Origin of the sequence: Neobacillus sp. 204, assembly GCF_046562815.1 — a bacterium.
GTDB lineage: Bacteria > Bacillota > Bacilli > Bacillales > Cytobacillaceae > Neobacillus.
The window spans coordinates 72882-90949 of record NZ_JBJORY010000005.1 but is presented as its reverse complement, the minus strand read 5'-3'; the positions used below and the strand labels follow the sequence as shown (position 1 = coordinate 90949).

15 protein-coding genes are annotated in these 18068 nt (G+C 39.1%); 10 read left to right on the top strand and 5 right to left on the bottom strand.

Features of this window, described 5'->3' with window-relative positions:
* Window positions 1-16 precede the first annotated feature (16 nt).
* The gene (locus ACJ004_RS11815; protein ID WP_410893173.1) at window positions 17-391 is read right to left on the bottom strand and encodes a nucleotide excision repair endonuclease; all 375 of its coding nucleotides are present in this window, start codon (window positions 389-391) and stop codon (window positions 17-19) included.
* Between the two features lie 331 nt (window positions 392-722).
* On the opposite strand from ACJ004_RS11815, the gene ACJ004_RS11810 reads away from it, so the two are divergent.
* A complete protein-coding gene (locus ACJ004_RS11810) occupies window positions 723-1304 on the top strand; it encodes a TerD family protein (RefSeq protein WP_410893172.1) in 582 nt (193 codons plus the stop codon).
* Window positions 1305-1441: 137 nt separating this feature from the next.
* Here the strand turns inward: ACJ004_RS11810 and ACJ004_RS11805 are convergent, their stop codons facing one another.
* Entirely contained in the window at window positions 1442-2785 is a 1344-nt protein-coding gene (locus ACJ004_RS11805) for an APC family permease (RefSeq protein WP_410893171.1), read from the bottom strand.
* 290 nt (window positions 2786-3075) lie between these two features.
* Between ACJ004_RS11805 and ACJ004_RS11800 the strand changes: the two genes are divergently transcribed.
* The 6 genes from ACJ004_RS11800 (at window position 3076) to ACJ004_RS11775 (ending at window position 10392) form a co-directional block, all read left to right on the top strand.
* Window positions 3076-3489: a hypothetical protein gene (locus tag ACJ004_RS11800; protein WP_410893170.1), complete on the top strand. Its 414-nt coding sequence runs from the start codon at window positions 3076-3078 to the stop codon at window positions 3487-3489.
* A gap of 122 nt (window positions 3490-3611) precedes the next feature.
* Entirely contained in the window at window positions 3612-5123 is a 1512-nt protein-coding gene (locus tag ACJ004_RS11795; protein ID WP_410893169.1) for a helix-turn-helix domain-containing protein, read from the top strand.
* 196 nt (window positions 5124-5319) lie between these two features.
* Window positions 5320-6993: a urocanate hydratase gene (hutU, locus tag ACJ004_RS11790; protein WP_410893168.1), complete on the top strand. Its 1674-nt coding sequence runs from the start codon at window positions 5320-5322 to the stop codon at window positions 6991-6993.
* Window positions 6994-7014: 21 nt separating this feature from the next.
* Window positions 7015-8307 carry an imidazolonepropionase gene (hutI, locus tag ACJ004_RS11785; protein WP_410893167.1) on the top strand — a complete coding sequence of 431 codons (1293 nt, stop codon included), beginning with the start codon at window positions 7015-7017 and terminating at the stop codon, window positions 8305-8307.
* Window positions 8285-9280 carry an agmatinase family protein gene (locus tag ACJ004_RS11780; RefSeq protein ID WP_410893166.1) on the top strand — a complete coding sequence of 332 codons (996 nt, stop codon included), beginning with the start codon at window positions 8285-8287 and terminating at the stop codon, window positions 9278-9280. The genes hutI and ACJ004_RS11780 overlap by 23 nt, the downstream gene beginning before the upstream one ends.
* Window positions 9281-9621: 341 nt before the next feature.
* Window positions 9622-10392, top strand: coding sequence for an alpha/beta fold hydrolase (locus tag ACJ004_RS11775; protein ID WP_410893164.1), 771 nt, complete (start codon window positions 9622-9624; stop codon window positions 10390-10392).
* 119 nt (window positions 10393-10511) lie between these two features.
* Here the strand turns inward: ACJ004_RS11775 and ACJ004_RS11770 are convergent, their stop codons facing one another.
* Window positions 10512-11078 (bottom strand): undecaprenyl-diphosphatase, encoded by a 567-nt coding sequence (locus ACJ004_RS11770; protein ID WP_410893489.1) that lies wholly within the window; start codon window positions 11076-11078, stop codon window positions 10512-10514.
* A gap of 357 nt (window positions 11079-11435) precedes the next feature.
* On the opposite strand from ACJ004_RS11770, the gene ACJ004_RS11765 reads away from it, so the two are divergent.
* From ACJ004_RS11765 to ACJ004_RS11755, 3 genes are read left to right on the top strand one after another with little or no spacing between them, the layout of a single operon-like run.
* Window positions 11436-12584: an iron-containing alcohol dehydrogenase gene (locus tag ACJ004_RS11765; RefSeq protein WP_410893163.1), complete on the top strand. Its 1149-nt coding sequence runs from the start codon at window positions 11436-11438 to the stop codon at window positions 12582-12584.
* Window positions 12585-12597: 13 nt separating this feature from the next.
* On the top strand, window positions 12598-14250 hold the full coding sequence (locus tag ACJ004_RS11760; RefSeq protein WP_410893161.1) for a sensor histidine kinase: 1653 nt from the start codon (window positions 12598-12600) through the stop codon (window positions 14248-14250).
* The gene (locus tag ACJ004_RS11755; protein WP_410893160.1) at window positions 14247-15716 is read left to right on the top strand and encodes a sigma-54-dependent transcriptional regulator; all 1470 of its coding nucleotides are present in this window, start codon (window positions 14247-14249) and stop codon (window positions 15714-15716) included. The genes ACJ004_RS11760 and ACJ004_RS11755 overlap by 4 nt, the downstream gene beginning before the upstream one ends.
* Window positions 15717-15800: 84 nt before the next feature.
* Here the strand turns inward: ACJ004_RS11755 and adhP are convergent, their stop codons facing one another.
* Window positions 15801-16814, bottom strand: a complete 1014-nt coding sequence (adhP, locus tag ACJ004_RS11750; protein ID WP_410893487.1) for an alcohol dehydrogenase AdhP — start codon at window positions 16812-16814, stop codon at window positions 15801-15803.
* Between the two features lie 628 nt (window positions 16815-17442).
* The gene (locus ACJ004_RS11745; protein ID WP_410893159.1) at window positions 17443-17973 is read right to left on the bottom strand and encodes a hypothetical protein; all 531 of its coding nucleotides are present in this window, start codon (window positions 17971-17973) and stop codon (window positions 17443-17445) included.
* Window positions 17974-18068: the final 95 nt, after the last annotated feature.

Genomic DNA, 18068 nt, shown 5'->3' with positions numbered 1-18068 from the left:
CCCACTCTTTTCAGTACTATTTATAGAAAACTTTGTCGATATTGTATTTTGCTTGAAGTGTGTTGATCAGGTATGTTTCATAAATTTCTCGCTCCATTGGATCTTCCACGACACATACGGCAATCTTAGACACTTCGTCCCGATGCAATTTAATCGGTGACACAGTATCTTCAAAATGTCTTTTTACGCGGGGACGTAATTTCCTAGCTTTCCCCACAAATAGTAACTCGTCATTTGCGTTTGAAAAAAGAATAATCCCACCTTTGTCCCGAGGGATTTTATTGTAATCTGTAAATCCATAAACGCTGCTTAGCGGCGCCTCTACTTTTTCTCCCACTTGATTCTTTTTCGTAATCACTACATCAGGATTAGGCATTTCAATTTTAATCATTAAGAAAATCGCTCCTTGCTTAAAATAAACGGTCTACCCGTTTTGTTTTGCTAACAGTTCATTATAGCACAAACATTCAGTGATAAGATTTGACTTTCTTATTTTAACCATTTTTTGATGCTCAAAACCAGTTGATCTGTATTTTACGAAGGTGTGTTTAAATAAATGTAGAAAAATATTCCTTATTTTTGTAAACTTAAGGAGGAATGGTCATTTTGGTGTTTCTTTTAGGTATGTTAGGTGAATAATCTTTCATGTAGGGTTAATTGTTATTTACTTTCTATCAAATATAGAAAGTGACATAAATAATTAAGGTTGAAAGGGTGTTTTTATGGGTATTTCATTGTCAAAAGGACAAAAGGTTGATTTAACAAAAACAAATCCTGGCTTATCGAAGGTCGTTGTTGGTCTTGGCTGGGATACAAATCGTTATGACGGGGGGAACGATTTCGATTTAGATGCAAGTATCTTCTTATTAGGAGCTAACGGAAAGGTTACTTCTGAAAAGGATTTTGTTTTCTACAATCAACTTGAAGGTGGAAATGGTTCCGTGGTACATACTGGTGATAACCGTACGGGCGAAGGGGACGGGGATGATGAGCAAGTAAAAGTGAATCTTAGCGCTGTCCCTTCTCAGATTGAGAAGATTTCCTTTGTTATTACCATTCATGATGCTGAAGCACGCGGTCAGAATTTTGGGCAGGTTTCAAATGCCTTCTGCCGGATCGTTAACGAAGAAACCAACCAAGAAATCATTCGCTATGATTTAGGTGAAGATTTCTCGATTGAAACAGCGATCATTGTAGGCGAATTATACCGACACAATGGCGAGTGGAAATTCTCAGCAGTCGGTTCAGGCTACCAAGGAGGTCTAGCCCGAATCGCAACCGACTTCGGCCTAAACGTAGGCTAAAAAATCGCAAAAAAAAAAGGACAAAAACAGTCACCTTCGACTATTTTTGTCCTTTTTTGGGTGTCAGTTTGGGTGTCAGGCACCATTGAAAGACACTTTCTACGTTTTGTCCATTTCAGGTGGACACTTGGTTGTTGTTAGCTTACTTTTGTAAGTGGCTTGTTTTGTTTTTTTAGGTTTTTGTTTAGATAATAGTACACAGGCACGCCGATTAGTGTAATGACAATCGAAAGCAGTGCATCTAGAGGTTTGTCTATTAATGTACTTCCAATGATATATAGAGCTCCAAGGATGGCTACTATTGGTGTAATTGGATATAAAGGCACTTTATAGAGTTTGGTGTTAATTTGCACTCCTTTTTTGCGCAGGATGAACACGGCCGCAAAGGATAGAGCATAGAAAGCAAACACAGTAAAAATCGCAATATCAGAAAGACGGTCAGGATTTGCTAAAAGCATCATAATCACCGAGATCACAAGTTGTAAAAGTGTTGCACCAACCGGTGTTTTATATTTTGGGTGAATAGAAGACAAGGCTTTCGCTCCTGGTAGGAATCCATCCTTTGCCATAGCATAAGGTATCCTTGGGAAGGTCAATACTTTACCGTTTAAACAACCGAAAATCGAGATGAGAATTCCGATTGTCAACAGGTTTCCACCCATTTTTCCAAAAAGGATTGTGGCTGCAGTGCTCGCTGCATTCGGCCCTAGTTCAACTATTTTACTAGCTGGTAACACATGAAGTATGGCAATATTGACAGTCAAGTACGCAACAATAACAATCAGGATTCCTGATATGATCGCGCTTGGGAGCGTTTTGCTAGGGTTTTTCATTTCGCCAGCCATATATCCAACGTTCATAAATCCATCATAAGCCCATAGGGTAGCTAAAATTGCTGCCCCCATGCTGAAGGATTGAGTGACGCCACTGTCCATGTTCAGGATGGAAACATCCCCTTGAAAAATTCCAAACGCAGCGATCAGAATGATTGGAATCAATTTTCCAATCGTGGAGATATTCTGGATTAACCCGCCGTATTGTGTACCTAATAAATTCATGAAGACGAGAAATAAAATTGTTATAATTCCAATAATAATATTACTTTTTTCTGAAAGGCCAAACAAAGCAGCTACAAGGGATCCGAAGTAGAGACCAAGTGCACCCATTATTGCAGGGCCATAAATTAGAGTTTGAACCCAACCGCATAGGAATCCCCAAAACTTCCCGTATACATCCTCGATGTAAGCATACAGTCCACCAGTCTTTGGAATTTTTACACTAACTTCAGCGATTGTTAACCCACTGGCAAGAGTAATTATCCCGCCGATAATCCAAGCCCATAGTGCTAAAGTGGAGTTTCCTGTGGATGCAATGACAATGCCAGGTTTCATAAAGATTCCAGATCCAATGACGGTACCGACCACCAATGAAGTAGCAACGGCAAAACCAATATTCTTCTTTAAATGTGCTTCAGAACCCATTTGTCCGCCTCCTGTGTACATATGTATTTAATTGATTTACACGAATTATAACATGAATAAGTGCATTCGTAGTTTTTTAAAAATATTTAAATTATTATATAATGATAATTTTTCAGCTGGTGCAATTGTGGTAATATTGTGGTGTCAGGCACCATAAAAAGACACTTCTATAGATTTGTCCGTATGGGGTGGACGCTATAGTATTTAAGGTGGTTTTGTGGTTTTATGAGTGGATTGGATTTGATATTTGGGTTATGGTAGATATAAATTTTATTTGATTTGAGGCTGGTATGACAATGAAACTTTTGCTGAAAACACAGGTTTTTTCTATTATTATTGCGTTATTTTGGATTGTCTATCTCAATATATTGGCTGTGTTTGATCAGCCTGGCCCTATACTTCAATATTTGAATTGGTTTGTGTACGGATTTGCAGGGCTGTTGGCGATCATTTACTTACTATTAACCAAATACATAATAGGTCACAAATGGCTTGCTATTCCTTTGGTAATTGTACCGTATCTCGTAATATACCAGCCGATTCTTGAAAGAGTCCTGTTAAGTCTTGTTAATAAAAACTACGGAATGACGATCAATTTTTTGTCTTTATCAACAGGGGCAACCCATTTAATGGCTATGTTAATTGGCCTGGTTTTCGGGATTATTTTTTCAAATCGTTATAGTAGTAAGGAATATAAACAGTAAACAGTAATAACCCCATATAGTCAGGGAAAACGTCAAAGCACCGAAATTAAAAGTGGTTTTCGTAGGATGGAGAACCATGTATACTTTTATTATGAGCATAGGAAAGAAAGAGGGACCCTACGATGGAAGGAAAGTGGCTGATTGCTGACCGCGATTTGAATGAACGAGAGGGATTAAAATGGTTATTGAAAACATCCTCCATCCCCGTTACCAAGATATTGTTAGCTTCTAATTATCAGGAATTTGTCGTTTTGTTTGAACAGGAGAGCCCAGAGGTTATCTTAATAGAGCTTGATATGATTACCAAGGAAGATTGGTCAACTTTCCGTGACTTGGTGCAAATCTATGACCCAATTTTACTATTAACTTCCGCAGAAGGAACCTTTGAAAAAGCGCGCCTAGCGATTGACTTGCAGGCATTAGATTTAATGATGAAACCTTTTTCGGCAACGAAGGTGAAAACAGCCTTCCAAAAAGCCACACGCAAACTAGGAGCTAAAAGTCAGCCGGATGGAACCCGTCATTCACATACATATAAGGACATATCCTATGAAGCGTTATTAATTTCACAATCTCCGGCAGCTGAAAATTACCATGTTGCAGCATTTCAAACGGAAAGTATCCATACCATTAGGACATTGCATTCTTTCTTATCAGAATACCCTTTCAAGGATGTCCATGGAGTTTTCGCATTGGATGATATGGTCGTTGTTTTATATAAAGAATCTGGCCATCAAATCACTGAGCAGTGCCAAAAAGCGATGAGAAAGTGGGAGGAGGAATTTTCTGAGCCGCTTGCGATTGTGGTTCATTACGGAAATTCATCTTCCCTAACATTGAATCAAAAATACCTGCAAACCAGGAAAATGCTGGAGCTGACTTATTATAAAGGGTACCGCCAAGTCGTAGAATTTGGTTACTCACCAGATTGGGTTCATATCGATCCTTTTTTAGCACCTCCCGAACAACGAACCTGGGTAGACATGCTGAATAACGTTGATTTAGAAAAAATTAAAAAGTGGCTGTATGATGAATTTTTGCAGTTGAAAGATCCTTATCCTGACCCAGGATTGGTCAGAATCAGACTGACGAGTATCCTTGCACAGGTTAGAAGATATATGAAGACGTATCACTTAGACGAACATCAAAGCTATGAACAGGAATACCGCTATATTTTCAATTCGATTTTGTATGATAAGGTCCTATACCGAACCGTTCAAAATCTAATTTTATTTACTCAAAAACTGTTCGTAGGTGCAGAAAGCAGTGCAAGAAGTTCCAAACAAGATCCAATTGAACGAGGGATATCCTATATGGAGGCTAATTTTTCCAATAGTTATCTTAGACTTGAGGATGTGGCGCAATATGTGGACCGGAATCCATCTTATTTCAGCCATTTGCTAATGACGAAAACAGGTTCTAGCTTTACGGAATTACTTTCAGCTTTAAGAATGAAGGAAGCGAAACGGTTACTGATTGAAACAAATAAGCCGATTAAAGAAATTTCAAACCTAATTGGCTATCAAAATTCTAATTATTTTAGCCGGATGTTTAAGGAATTAATAGGTGCTTCACCTAGAGAATTTCGAATGACGAAAGCGGATTTTACAAAAGATGAGATGGACTCAGTGTAAAACTGGGTCTTTATTATTGAAATCTAAAAAAAATATCTTTTTCTAAAAATAATACTGTTATTTTTAGAAGATAATCTGAACATTCTTATCCATATCTATGATTTCTCTAGTTTTTCTAATGGTCCACTCGTATTTTTCAGAAGATTTTATTTTTATAATAAAAATAGATTAATTAATGAAATAGGGAGTGGAATGGATGGAAACGAACACTGCGAAATCAAGAGTTATAAAAAATTATAAAGGGACCCAATTACATGCAAAGGGCTGGATTCAGGAGGCAGCGTTGCGGATGTTGATGAACAACCTGGATCAAGAAGTGGCGGAAAGACCAGAGGATTTAGTTGTTTACGGCGGGATTGGTAAGGCCGCTCGAAACTGGGAGTCCTATGATGCGATTGTAAAAACATTGCTAGAATTGGAAAATGACGAAACCTTAATGATTCAATCTGGTAAGCCCGTGGCTGTTTGGAAATCGCACAAGGATGCACCGCGAGTGCTTCTTGCTAACTCCAATTTAGTCCCAGCTTGGGCAAATTGGGAGCATTTCCACGAGTTAGATAAAAAGGGTTTAATGATGTACGGGCAAATGACTGCTGGCAGCTGGATCTATATTGGCAGCCAAGGAATTGTGCAGGGAACTTATGAAACATTTGCTGAGCTTGCCCGTCAATCATACGGTGGTACTTTAAAACACACGATCACACTTACTGCAGGACTAGGAGGAATGGGTGGCGCCCAACCGTTAGCAGTAACGATGAATGATGGTGTTTGCTTGGCCATAGATGTCGATGAGACAAGAATCGACCGCCGCATCGAAACAGCTTACCTTGATGTTAAAACGAATGATCTAGATGAAGCGCTAAAATTAGCACAAGAGGCTAAGGTTGCAGGCAAAGCTTTATCCATTGGTTTATTAGGAAATGCAGCAGAAATTTTACCAATCATGATAGAAAAAGGCTTCAATCCTGATGTTTTGACCGATCAAACATCTGCTCACGACCCACTTAATGGATATGTACCGGTTGGTTTTTCATTAGAAGAAGCGGCCGCACTAAGAAAAGCGGATCCTGTAAAGTATGTGAAACTTGCAAAGCAAAGCATGGCACTTCATGTGGAGGCAATGCTTAAAATGCAGGAAAAGGGTGCAGTAACCTTTGATTATGGTAATAATATTCGCCAGGTGGCAAAGGATGAAGGGGTAGAAAATGCGTTTGATTTCCCAGGATTCGTTCCGGCGTATATTCGTCCATTATTCTGTGAAGGAAAAGGTCCATTCCGCTGGGCAGCTCTTTCTGGCGATCCGGAAGACATTCGCAAGATTGACGAAGCCTTGCTTCGTGAATTCAAGGATGATGAACATCTTTGCAAATGGGTGAAGATGGCTCAGGAAAAAATCAGCTTCCAAGGACTACCTGCCCGGATTTGCTGGCTTGGCTATGGTGATCGTGCTCGCTTTGGAAAAATCATTAATGAAATGGTCGCTTCCGGAGAAGTTTCTGCACCAATTGTTATTGGCCGAGACCATTTAGATGCAGGTTCTGTTGCTTCGCCAAACCGTGAAACAGAAGCAATGAGAGATGGTAGTGACGCAGTTTCCGATTGGCCTATTTTAAATGCGATGATCAATGCCGTTGGCGGTGCAAGTTGGGTATCTTTACACCATGGCGGAGGAGTTGGCATGGGATATTCTCAGCATTCAGGAATGGTTATTGTAGCAGATGGGACGAAGGATGCAGAAGTTCGCTTAGAACGTGTATTAACAACTGACCCTGGCATGGGTGTGGTCCGTCATGCCGATGCAGGGTATGAGATTGCCATTAAAACAGCAAAAGAAAAGGGCATTAAAATGCCAATGCTTAAGCAAAACTAAGAATGAGAGGATGGTAGATTAATGAGTACACCAATTTTTATCAGAAATGCCTCTCAGCTCGTGACGTTACAAGGGGGTTCCACTGCACCCCTTGTAAAGGGTGCCATGTCTGAACTTGGAATTATTGAGAATGGCAGTGTTTGGATCGAAGATGGAGTGATCCAAGCGGTTGGGATAGATGAAGTGCTGCTTGAAAAATACGCTTCGCGATTGGGTGAGGCGGAGATAGTGGATGCGACTGGAAAGCTGGTAACCCCAGGACTTGTTGATCCACACACACATCTTGTTTTTGCTGGCAGCAGAGAAAATGAGTTTAATATGCGGCTCCAGGGTGCCACTTATATGGAAATCATGAACAGCGGCGGCGGAATCTATGCGACGACAAGAAGGACACAGTCAGCCACTCATGAAGAACTTTTTCAAGAAAGCTATGAGCGCTTAAATCAATTTTTGCGTCATGGTGTAACAACGGTTGAAGCGAAAAGCGGTTATGGGATGGAATGGGAAACCGAATTAAAGCAACTTGAGGTAGCAAAACAACTTAATGAGAAGCATGATATTGATGTTGTTTCGACATTTATGGGAGCCCATGCCGTACCAAACGAGTACAAACAAAATCCGGATCAGTTTGTTCGCTTGCTGATTGATGAAATGATCCCAAAGGTGGCGGAGCTCGGACTCGCTGAATTTAATGATGTCTTTTGTGAACATGGTGTATTTACCCCAGAGCAATCCAAGCAGATTCTTGAAGCCGGCCTGAGCTATGGCTTGATTCCAAAAATTCATGCCGATGAAATAGAGCCCTATGAAGGCGCCGAACTGGCAGCCGAGGTGGGCGCCATTTCGGCAGACCATTTATTAAAAGCATCTGAAAAAGGCATGATAGCAATGGCTGAAAAAGGTGTTGTTGGTGTGTTACTGCCTGGAACAGCTTACTTCTTAATGGCGGAGTCGGCAAATGGCCGCAAAATGGTTGACTTGGGGGTACCAGTTGCCCTGTCGACTGATTGTAATCCTGGCTCATCACCTACTGTTTCCCTGCCATTCATTATGAATTTAGGCTGTTTAAAAATGGGGATGACTCCCGCAGAGGTACTTGTGGCTGCGACCATTAATGCTGCCCATGCAATCAATCGTGGGCGCGAAATCGGCAGCCTAGAGGTTGGCAAAAAAGGGGACGTCACGATTTTTAACGTTGGAAATTATATGAAACTGCAATACTCTTACGGAGTGAATCATACGGATACGGTTGTAAAAAATGGCAAGGTGGTTGTAAAGGGAGGTCAATTAGTTGAAGAGTTTTCTCTATCCTAAACTGATCCTTCCAAGTTTTACATGGGTAAGACCGGATGATGGGGCAGAGGCTCAGAAGGTGCATGAGTGGATCCAGCCGCTGACGGCTGAAAATGATCCTGAAAAAAGCAAGGCCGCCGACTTTGTCGTTGTGGGTGTTCCTCTGTCGCGTTCATCTATTAGCGTATCAGGTGCCTCGGAATTTCCTGAGGCCTTCCGCCGTGCGTGGAAGGGGTTCACTACCTATAATCTTGATGAGGATATCGATTTGTCGGAAATGACAGCGCTGGATGCTGGTGATGTACCAATGCATGTAACCGATATTCGTCGCTGTCATGACAATATTATTGCTGCTTCTGCTGCTCTCCATCAGCATTTCGGTACATCGACCGTGTGTGCCATTGGAGGCGATCATTCGATTACGGCCATGATGATCAAAGGCCTGCATCAAGCCAAACCGGAGGAGAAAATTGGAATTCTCCAATTTGATACCCACTTTGATTTAAGAGACATGTCCGATAATGGGCCGTCCAACGGGACACCAATGCGAAATCTGATTGAAAGTGGTGTGGTCGAAGGCAGAAATATGTACAACATCGGCCTGCATGGATTCTTTAATACAAAAGACTTAAAGAAATATGCCGATGAAAAAGGTGTTAATTATATCACCCTCCGTGAAGCAAGAAAAAAGGGAATCGAAGAAACCGTTTTTGATTGCTTAGAAGAACTGGCTTCGAAGGTTGATACCATTTATTTAACGGTTGATATGGATGTACTTGATATCGCCTATGCTCCAGGGGTACCGGCATCAACGCCGGGGGGCATGACTTCAGCGGAACTACTAGAAGGAGTATTAGCAGCCGGTCGCCATTCAAAGGTCAAAGCAATGGACATCGTCTGCCTTGACCCACTAAAAGACACCAACGCCCAGCCAACTGTCAAACTCGGTACACACGTCTTTTTAACCTTTTTAACTGGGGTAATGCTTCGATAAATAATTTATGGTGTCAGGCACCACAAAAAGACACTTCACTCAATTTTTCCGCCACTGGTGGACAGTGTATTTTGAAATCACGAGTGATTAATGGAAATAAAATTGTAAGCAGGCAACTATTATCTATCGGTTGCCTGCTATTTTTATGCAATAAATTAAATAAATAATTAATTCCCCACAAAAGTTATACCGATTTATTGTATTTTAAAAAACCTAAGATAAATACTAACTAAAGATTCTATTTCTCGGTATCAAATAAGAATGACAATAAAGATCCTGCAAAACAAACATTTCTCATGTCTATTAGGAGATATTTTAAATTAATTGAGGTGATCAAACACATGACAATGTTGGATCTGGGCGGTGTCAGCCTGTATTATAATGTGAAGGGAGAGGGGACTCCTATTATTTTTATTCATCCCCCCCTACTCACAAGCGCGAATTTCAGGTATCAAATAGATGAATTATCTCAAAAGTTTAAAATTATTACCTTCGACATTAGAGGACATGGAAGGAGTTCGTACTCAGTACAACCAATAACCTATCCGCTAATTGTAGAAGATATGAAACGTTTATTGGATCATCTGAAAATCCCAAAAGCATTCCTTTGTGGATATTCAACTGGAGGCTCGATTGTATTAGAATTTTTACTGACATTTCCCGATCGGTCATTAGGAGGCATTGTCATTAGTGGAATGTCTGAAGTGGGGGATTGGTATTTAAAAAGAAGGATTCTTTTAGCAAGTAGTATTTCAAGAGCCGGAGCCGGTCGTTTTCTGGCATCTGTTATTTCATGGGGAAATTCGGATACACAAGAGACGTTCAGGAAGTTGTTAAAAGAAGCACTAAAAGGGGATCCAAAAAATATCGAGCAATATTATTGTTATAGTTTAATCTATAATTGTACCCATCAGTTAACAAGGATTGATTTTCCAATTTTATTGGTCTATGGTACCAAAGATAAGTCATTTCATAGTTATGCAAACTTACTACACGAAAAATTGCCAATTAGTGACTTAAAGTTCCTTCAAAATGAAAAACATCAACTTCCGACAAAAGCAGCGAAGGAAGTAAATCAATTGATAAACGAGTTTATCAATGTTCATTGTTAATAGCCTTGTCGTGAAATATATTGAGAAAGAGGTAATGGAAAAGGAAAACAATTTTTATAAGTCAAAAATACATATAGGGGAATTCCATCTATAATTTGATCCCCCTAGTAACAAAATTGTTAGCGGTATCTTTCTAAAGAAAAGAAACGATTATAAGAATGGATAACTCGATCAATGAAAGGATTCCAAACCCGTTTAGAAATGTAAACAACTATAGAAGTGAAACTTCCTAGGAAGGCACTACCCACAATATCCATAGGAAAATGTTGACCCATCCAAATGCGTGAGAATCCTGCTAAGAAAGCAAAAATGAACATAATAGAACCCAATAATCGCTTATAAAAAAATACAGAAGTTGCTGCAGCAAACCCTAGAGTGGTGTGTTTACTTGGAAATGACGAATTCTTTTTCGATGGGGACGGGGGTAATAAATGTACCCCAAATTTCAAAAATGGACGTGGTTTAAAATAAAAAAGTTTAATCAAACAATTAAAAAGTAAAGTTACTACAATAGATATTCCCGCATATAACGTGACTTTTTTATAAAAGTTGTTTCGAAACCACATAAAGATTAATAAAATCACAAACAAATAACGAACTTTTTGAGAAATTGTAACCATAATCGTGTCGGAAAGCCGATAACGTCCAGCAAATTGATTTATAGCTCTAAATATCCTGTAGTCCATAAAAATCACTCCTCCAATATCCTCCCCATAATATTGCTAGTTTTTCCGAACAAAAAGTAAATATGTATATGGTGTCAGGCACCACAAAAAGACACTTTCCGGCTAATGTCCACCTCGAGTGGACATTAGCCTTTTCATGATTTTTGTCGGGTATATTTTACTGAATTCATCGATTGTCCACTGGAGAAGGACAATTTAACTGTTTTGTCCACGGATGGTGCCTGACACCAAATTAATGCCACCAATTTAATGGCTCCAAATAAATAGCACATCAAATAAATTTAATACAATGAAAGGGTTTTGCCTAGTTCACGAGAAATTTATTAGGTAAGAATAATTTTTTGGGGGGTGGTAGTTTTGCATATTAGTAAATTTGTTACGCCTGAGATTATTTTTGGGAAGAACTCAATTAAACAGGTGGGGGATGCCTGCTTACGGCTTGGGGCAAAGAAAGTTTTAATTGTGAGCGATTACGGTGTTGCAAATGCTGGGTGGCTCGATATAGTAATTTCCATTTGCAAAGAATCAGACCTGCCGTATGCGACCTTTATTGATGTCACTATAAATCCAAAGGATACCGATGTAGTTAAAGGGTGTCGAGCTTATATTGAAAATGAATGTGATGCAATTATTGGTTTGGGTGGGGGAAGTGCCTTAGATTCCGCAAAGGCTATAGCCATACTTGCAACTAACGGCGGCCAAATCAGCGATTATGAAGGGGTAGATAAAATCGAAAAGCCTCTTCCGCCGATGATTATGATCATGACTACTGCGGGATCGGGTTCTGAGGTTTCCCAATTTTCTGTCATTGTCGATTCGTTCCGAGGAAAGAAGATGAGCATCATTTCCAAAACATTGGTCCCGGATATTGCGATTGTTGATCCATTAACGCTCGTTACAAAAGACAGCAGCCTGACTGCCGCGACAGGGTTGGATGTTCTAACGCATGCAATCGAAGCGTATGTCAGTACGGCTGCAACGCCACTGACAGATGTACAAGCCAAAAATGCCCTTTCCCTGGTCTCAAAATTTTTACGGCCATCGGTGGCATCAAAGACGAATGAAGAAGCAAAAGAAGCGATGGCAATGGCGAGTTTACAAGCGGGTCTTGCTTTCTCCAATGCCATCCTTGGGGCTGCACACGCCATTTCACATGCCATCGGCGGAAAATTACCCATTTCGCATGGTGAAATCAATGCTGTTTTACTTCCTTATGTAATGGATTTTAATTTTATTGCCGCACCTGGCCGTTTTTCAGATATTGCGGATATTATGGGATTTGACATAAGAGGAATGTCAGAGCGGGAAGCAGGTAATACCTCCATTCAATTTGTTAGAGACCTAGCTGCAGATATTGGGGCTCCACAAAGATTAAGGGATGTTGGAATAACTGAGGATATGATTGATTGGGCTGGAAAACTTGCTCTTAATGATGCTTGTATGATCACCAATCCCCGCGATATCAATCTCGAACAAGTAAAGACACTTCTAAAAAACGCATTGTAAGAAGGTGAACACCGTGCTTGAAGATAAGAAGGAAATGATCGCGCTGTTAACTGGAGTTAAATCATCCAAAAAAAGTTATTATACCGAGTTGAAAACAACCGTAGAACAATTAAGGAAGAAGAACATTCAACTGGAAATCATAAATGAAGTAATGAAAAGTATGAAAATAGACATGTCATTAGATGAAATGCTCCAAAATGTCCTTGATAAATTAAAGGCACTGTTACACTGTGACAGACTAAGTTTATTGTTATTACAGAATAATGAACTCATTTTATCCAACGTGTACCCTGAAGAGAGCCATGGTTTAAAAATTAACTCTGCTATACCGAACCGTCATTCTATTTATTGGTCAGCATTGTTAAACAAACAGATTATTTTTCAAAGATTGCATGACTCAGGTGAGGACTTTTTTGAAAAGAAATATTTGCTAGACCTTCAGATACATAGTGTGATCGTCCTGCCTATTTTTATAAAAAATAAGGGCATTGGGGTCTTGAGTATCGGCCGGCAGGATCCTTCTGAGTGGGGTCTCGATGACCTGGTATTTCTCGAACAATTGACCGATCATCTTGCCGTCAGTATTGAGAATACTCAGCTGTACCATGAAGTATTCCGCGCTAAGCAGCACTGGGAGGATACCTTTAAAGCTGTAGATGATATGATTATCGTTTTTGATAAAAATTTAAATGTCCTTCAATTTAATGATTCGGTTCGATCATTTTTTCAACTCAACGAGCATTCTCCATCATTTGCCCTTTTGAGGAAAGAGTGTAAGTCGATTATTGAAGAAACGTTTCATACTAAAAAGCCTGGATATAGGGATATTTATTTTAAAAATAATTCCATTTGTGAAACGTATATCTATCCAGTCCAAAATCACCAAAACCAAGTGTATGGTGTGATCCTCTATTTAAAAGACGTAACGGAAAAACGAAAAATGGAGGCACAGCTTCTCCATTCCGGAAAGCTAGCTGCGATTGGTGAAATGGCAGCGGGAATTGCCCATGAATTAAATAGTCCGTTAACTGCGATTCTCGGAAATTCTCAGCTTCTATTAAGGAATAAAGAAAAGAGTGACCCTTCGTCCATACTTTTAACCGATATAAAAAACTGTGGGGACCGCTGTAAACGAATTATTAAAAGCTTACTTACTTTTTCCCGTCAGGATGAGTATATTTTTGGTTCCTTCTCATTAAACGATGGAATAAACCAAGTTCTTAATTTACTAAGATACCAATTAGAAAAAAATGAAATAAAGATTCATCTTGAACTTGATGAGGAACTGCCTGAAATGGAGGGGAGTCAGCAGCAAATCGAACAAATCATAATTAATCTTATTTTAAATGCAAGAGATGCTTTAGAGCTATCAAATAAGGCAAATAAAGAAATTACTATTCAAACCTCCCATCTAGAAGATGAAATCCAATTAACTGTTAAAGATAATGGAATCGGAATTGAAGAAAATAGGTTAACTGAAATTTTCCATCCCTTTCACACAACAAAAGAAGCGGAAAAGGGGACGGGCTTGGGGCTTTCTGTAAGTTTCGGAATCGCAAAATCCCATGGAGGAACACTCGAGGTGAGCAGTACTGTTAAAACGGGAAGCACCTTCACGTTAAGATTACCAGTGCCTCCGTCTCATGAGTTGGAGGTCGAAGGATGACAAATTTATTAATAGTTGATGATGAAATAGAGGTTGGAAACTTCTTGTCACACCTGTTTAAATCGAAAGGCTATAATGTCAAAGTAGTTAACAGTGGGAAAGAGTTTTCCAGGATCGATTTTTCAAGGATTACCTTCCATGCGGCAATGATTGACTTAAAGCTCCCGGATGCAGATGGCTTAACACTTCTAAAAGAATTGAAAAAACAACAGCCCCGCTGCAAAGCCATTATTATGACGGGGTACAGTACGATTCATACGGCTGTTGAAGCGATGAAAACGGGTGCAAGTGATTATATCGAAAAACCGTTCGACGATATTGATTTATTGGAAAAACAAATCGATCAGTTACTAATTTCGACGGGCAGTTCTACCCAGCAGCATATCAATGATTTAGCCCTTAAAATTGGGCTAATTATAGGAAAAACCCCCGACATGAATCAATTAATAGAAACGGCATATAAAGTAGCCGGGAAAAATGTCATTGTCTTAATTGAGGGTGAAACCGGAACAGGTAAAGAGGTATTAGCTCGGTTTATTCACGAGGCAAGTCAACGAAATAAAGAACCCTTTATTGGCGTGAATTGTGGTGCTATTACGGAATCGTTATTAGAAAGCGAACTATTTGGGCATGAAAAGGGTGCCTTTACAGGAGCAGCTCATCAGCGGAAGGGATTATTTGAAATTGCAAGTAAAGGAACATTATTCCTTGATGAGGTGGCAGAGGCAACTCATTCCATCCAGGTAAAACTACTTCGTGTCCTTGAAACAAGAGAATTTATGCGTGTGGGAAGCGAGAATACGCTCCATACCAACACACGGTTAGTAGCCGCATCAAATGTAAACCTCCAAGAAGCCGTTCAGAAGAAGAAATTTAGAGAAGATCTTTTTTACCGTTTAAATGTGGTCCATTTATTCATTCCTCCTTTAAGAGAAAGGAAAGAGGATATTCCTTTATTGATTCAACATTTATTACAGCGGCACAGGAATAATTCGATCACATTTTCGAAGGATGCACTTATTCTGTTACAGAACTATCGGTGGCCAGGGAATATTCGAGAGTTGTCTAATTTCGTTACAAGGGTGGTAGCCCTGTCAGAATCTGCAGATGCCATCATCACGCCCTCCAATCTTCCATTGCCTATTAATCCAGGAACTCCGACAAAACCGAATGAACTTAGTGAACACGCATTTCAAGAAGAACGAGAACACCATATGGAGGTTTTATTGCAAAGCTGGGTAGAAAAAACAATATCAGCATTTGAACAAAAGGAAGAAATCGATTTGGAGGAAGTTCTGGCGCAGATCAAACAATTAGAATCTCAAGTAGGTAAAGCATTTATAAAGAGAACTTTAAAGGAGACTCATGGTAATAGGAGGGAAACAGCCAAACGATTACAAATAACGATGCGAAAGCTACGCTACCTTTTAAATGAAAAAAATGAAAGTAGCAAAATTAATGGATAAGGAATTTTTTCCAGAACAGAATGGTTACAAAAAAGGCCTACGATGAAAACTGTTCATCGTAGGCCTTTCCTTTAAATTGTAAATCTATTCCAAGGTTAGGACAACACGGCCGTTAATTTGACCAGTTTCCATCCGCTCAAATACTTCGTTTATTTTTTCTAGGGGCTGAACTTCGATATTGGTTCGTACTTTACCTTGCGCTGCGAATTCAATCGCTTCTTGTAAATCTTTTCTTGTACCTACAATTGAGCCTTTTACCGTTACCCCATTTAAAACTGTTTCAAAGATTGGGATTGGCAGGTCAGCATTTGGAAGACCAACGACTACTAATGTACCACCTCTTTTTACAGATCCATATGCTTGTTCAAATGCTTTCTTTGTAACGGCAACACTAACTGCAGCTTGAACGCCGCCAACTAGATTTTTAATTTCCTCAACAGGGTCGACTCTAAATCCGTTAATCGTTTTATCTGCTCCTAATTCGGATGCAAGTTCTAGCTTATCATCTTGAATATCTACCGCGATTACATTAAATCCCATTGCTTTAGCATATTGAAGGGCCACGTGTCCTAGACCGCCAATTCCATAAATGGCAACCCAATCACCCGGCTTTGCATTTGAAACTTTCAGTGCTTTATAGGTAGTAACACCTGCACAAAAGATTGGAGATATTTCATGGAAATCAAGCCCATCAGGAATTTTCACCACGTAGTTTGCTGGAGCTTTACAATATTCTGCATATCCGCCATCGACGGAGTAGCCAGCATTTTCCTGTGCCAAGCACAGCGTCTCACGTCCTGTTAAGCAATATTCACATTCGCCACACGCTGAATAAAGCCACGGAATTCCAACACGATCGCCTACTTTAATGGAAGTTACCCCTTCTGCCACTTTTTCGACGATACCGACCCCTTCATGACCTGGAATCAAAGGAAGCTTAGGCTTTACTGGCCAATCCCCATTCACAGCGTGAAGGTCCGTATGACAGACGCCGCAGGCTTTAATTTTGACTAAAATTTCACCATACTCTAATTCAGGAACAGGCACATCCTTAATTTCGAGCTTCTGATGATGCTCATTCACAACAGCTGCTTTCATCATTTTCGTTTCTTGTTTTGTTTCATTCACCACAACTAAACCACTTTGATTTTCATTCGTACACATTCCAATCCATCTCCCTTGTCAATCGTATTCACATTAAATTAATGCAAAAATCGTGCCAAGTATTAAAACGCTTTCATTATATAGAAAAATCAAAATTTACAAGCTTCAAGCCGAAAAATCGGCAAAATACAGCCGCTAAAACGGCAAACCGCAAACAATTTTTTGTCATTGGAAACCTTAAATTGAATTGTACGATCGAATTGTTTTAGAAGAAAAGACTCAGTAAGAAAAAGCTATCTGGTAAAAATAACAAGAACAAATGAATTTGTTCCTGTATATTTATATTTTATGTAGGGACACTCTCAATACTTTTTCCTATTAATTAATTAATTAATTAAGGCTATTTTTGCATAGATTGTTGTTTTTCGTATAAGTTCGTCAACCCGTATACCTATATGCTTCGTGGCATCTTTTCGTAAGAACTTTTGCGAAAATTGCCTAGAAACTTAGTAAATGACTCTTATAAAGCTCCAATAGCAACAAAGTTTACGAAAAGAGCCTTAATTAAAAAAACCTTGATTCTCAAGGTTTTTTATTAGTATGAGGAAAAGGAGACTAGTAATCATTTACTTTTCTTTTTGGAGTCACTTTGCAATAATTTATTGACTAATTGAGTAAGATGTTGATTTTGTTCTTTTAGCTCTAAGAGTTCTTTTTTTAATTCAGAAAAATCATTTGCAATTTTCTCCAGTTTCTCAGATAGCAAAGCCAACCTTCCATTTTCTTTTTTATCAGACCCGTTGAGTAGATTAAGAATAGGGATTTGTGTACTATTACCAAGGTCCTTTGCAGAATTCTTTAATGAATCGTCTTTTAGAAGATTGGTTGCCACGTTCATTAAAGACCCCATATCAACGTTTTTCATTAATGTATTCATGTCAATATTGCTCATTAAAGAATTTATATCCAAGGAATTTTCACTATTCATTTGATTCTTATCCTTTCCCGTTAAAGATTTCAAATCAAGATTGTTCATTAAAGAATTTAAATCCAGAGGAATTTCATTTGAATTATTTGTGTTATCGATGGTAGCGTCCTCAGTTTCGATGTTATCGGAATCCTTGACACTTTTTTCTTTCTTTTTTTTTGACATATTTAAGCCACCTTTTTTTATTTAAAAATCCTACTAAGATACGTAATTTCTATATAACTATGATTTTTTCATACATTTGAACTGTGTTATATCAC

Excerpts from the sequence above, each read along its gene's own strand:
- ACJ004_RS11815 (WP_410893173.1), bottom strand. The coding sequence starts at position 391 with ATGATTAAAATTGAAATGCCTAATCCTGATGTAGTGATTACGAAAAAG.
- ACJ004_RS11810 (WP_410893172.1), top strand. The coding sequence starts at position 723 with ATGGGTATTTCATTGTCAAAAGGACAAAAGGTTGATTTAACAAAAACA.
- ACJ004_RS11805 (WP_410893171.1), bottom strand. The coding sequence starts at position 2,785 with ATGGGTTCTGAAGCACATTTAAAGAAGAATATTGGTTTTGCCGTTGCT.
- ACJ004_RS11800 (WP_410893170.1), top strand. The coding sequence starts at position 3,076 with ATGACAATGAAACTTTTGCTGAAAACACAGGTTTTTTCTATTATTATT.
- ACJ004_RS11795 (WP_410893169.1), top strand. The coding sequence starts at position 3,612 with ATGGAAGGAAAGTGGCTGATTGCTGACCGCGATTTGAATGAACGAGAG.
- hutU (WP_410893168.1), top strand. The coding sequence starts at position 5,320 with ATGGAAACGAACACTGCGAAATCAAGAGTTATAAAAAATTATAAAGGG.
- hutI (WP_410893167.1), top strand. The coding sequence starts at position 7,015 with ATGAGTACACCAATTTTTATCAGAAATGCCTCTCAGCTCGTGACGTTA.
- ACJ004_RS11775 (WP_410893164.1), top strand. The coding sequence starts at position 9,622 with ATGACAATGTTGGATCTGGGCGGTGTCAGCCTGTATTATAATGTGAAG.
- ACJ004_RS11770 (WP_410893489.1), bottom strand. The coding sequence starts at position 11,078 with ATGGACTACAGGATATTTAGAGCTATAAATCAATTTGCTGGACGTTAT.
- ACJ004_RS11755 (WP_410893160.1), top strand. The coding sequence starts at position 14,247 with ATGACAAATTTATTAATAGTTGATGATGAAATAGAGGTTGGAAACTTC.
- adhP (WP_410893487.1), bottom strand. The coding sequence starts at position 16,814 with ATGAAAGCAGCTGTTGTGAATGAGCATCATCAGAAGCTCGAAATTAAG.
- ACJ004_RS11745 (WP_410893159.1), bottom strand. The coding sequence starts at position 17,973 with ATGTCAAAAAAAAAGAAAGAAAAAAGTGTCAAGGATTCCGATAACATC.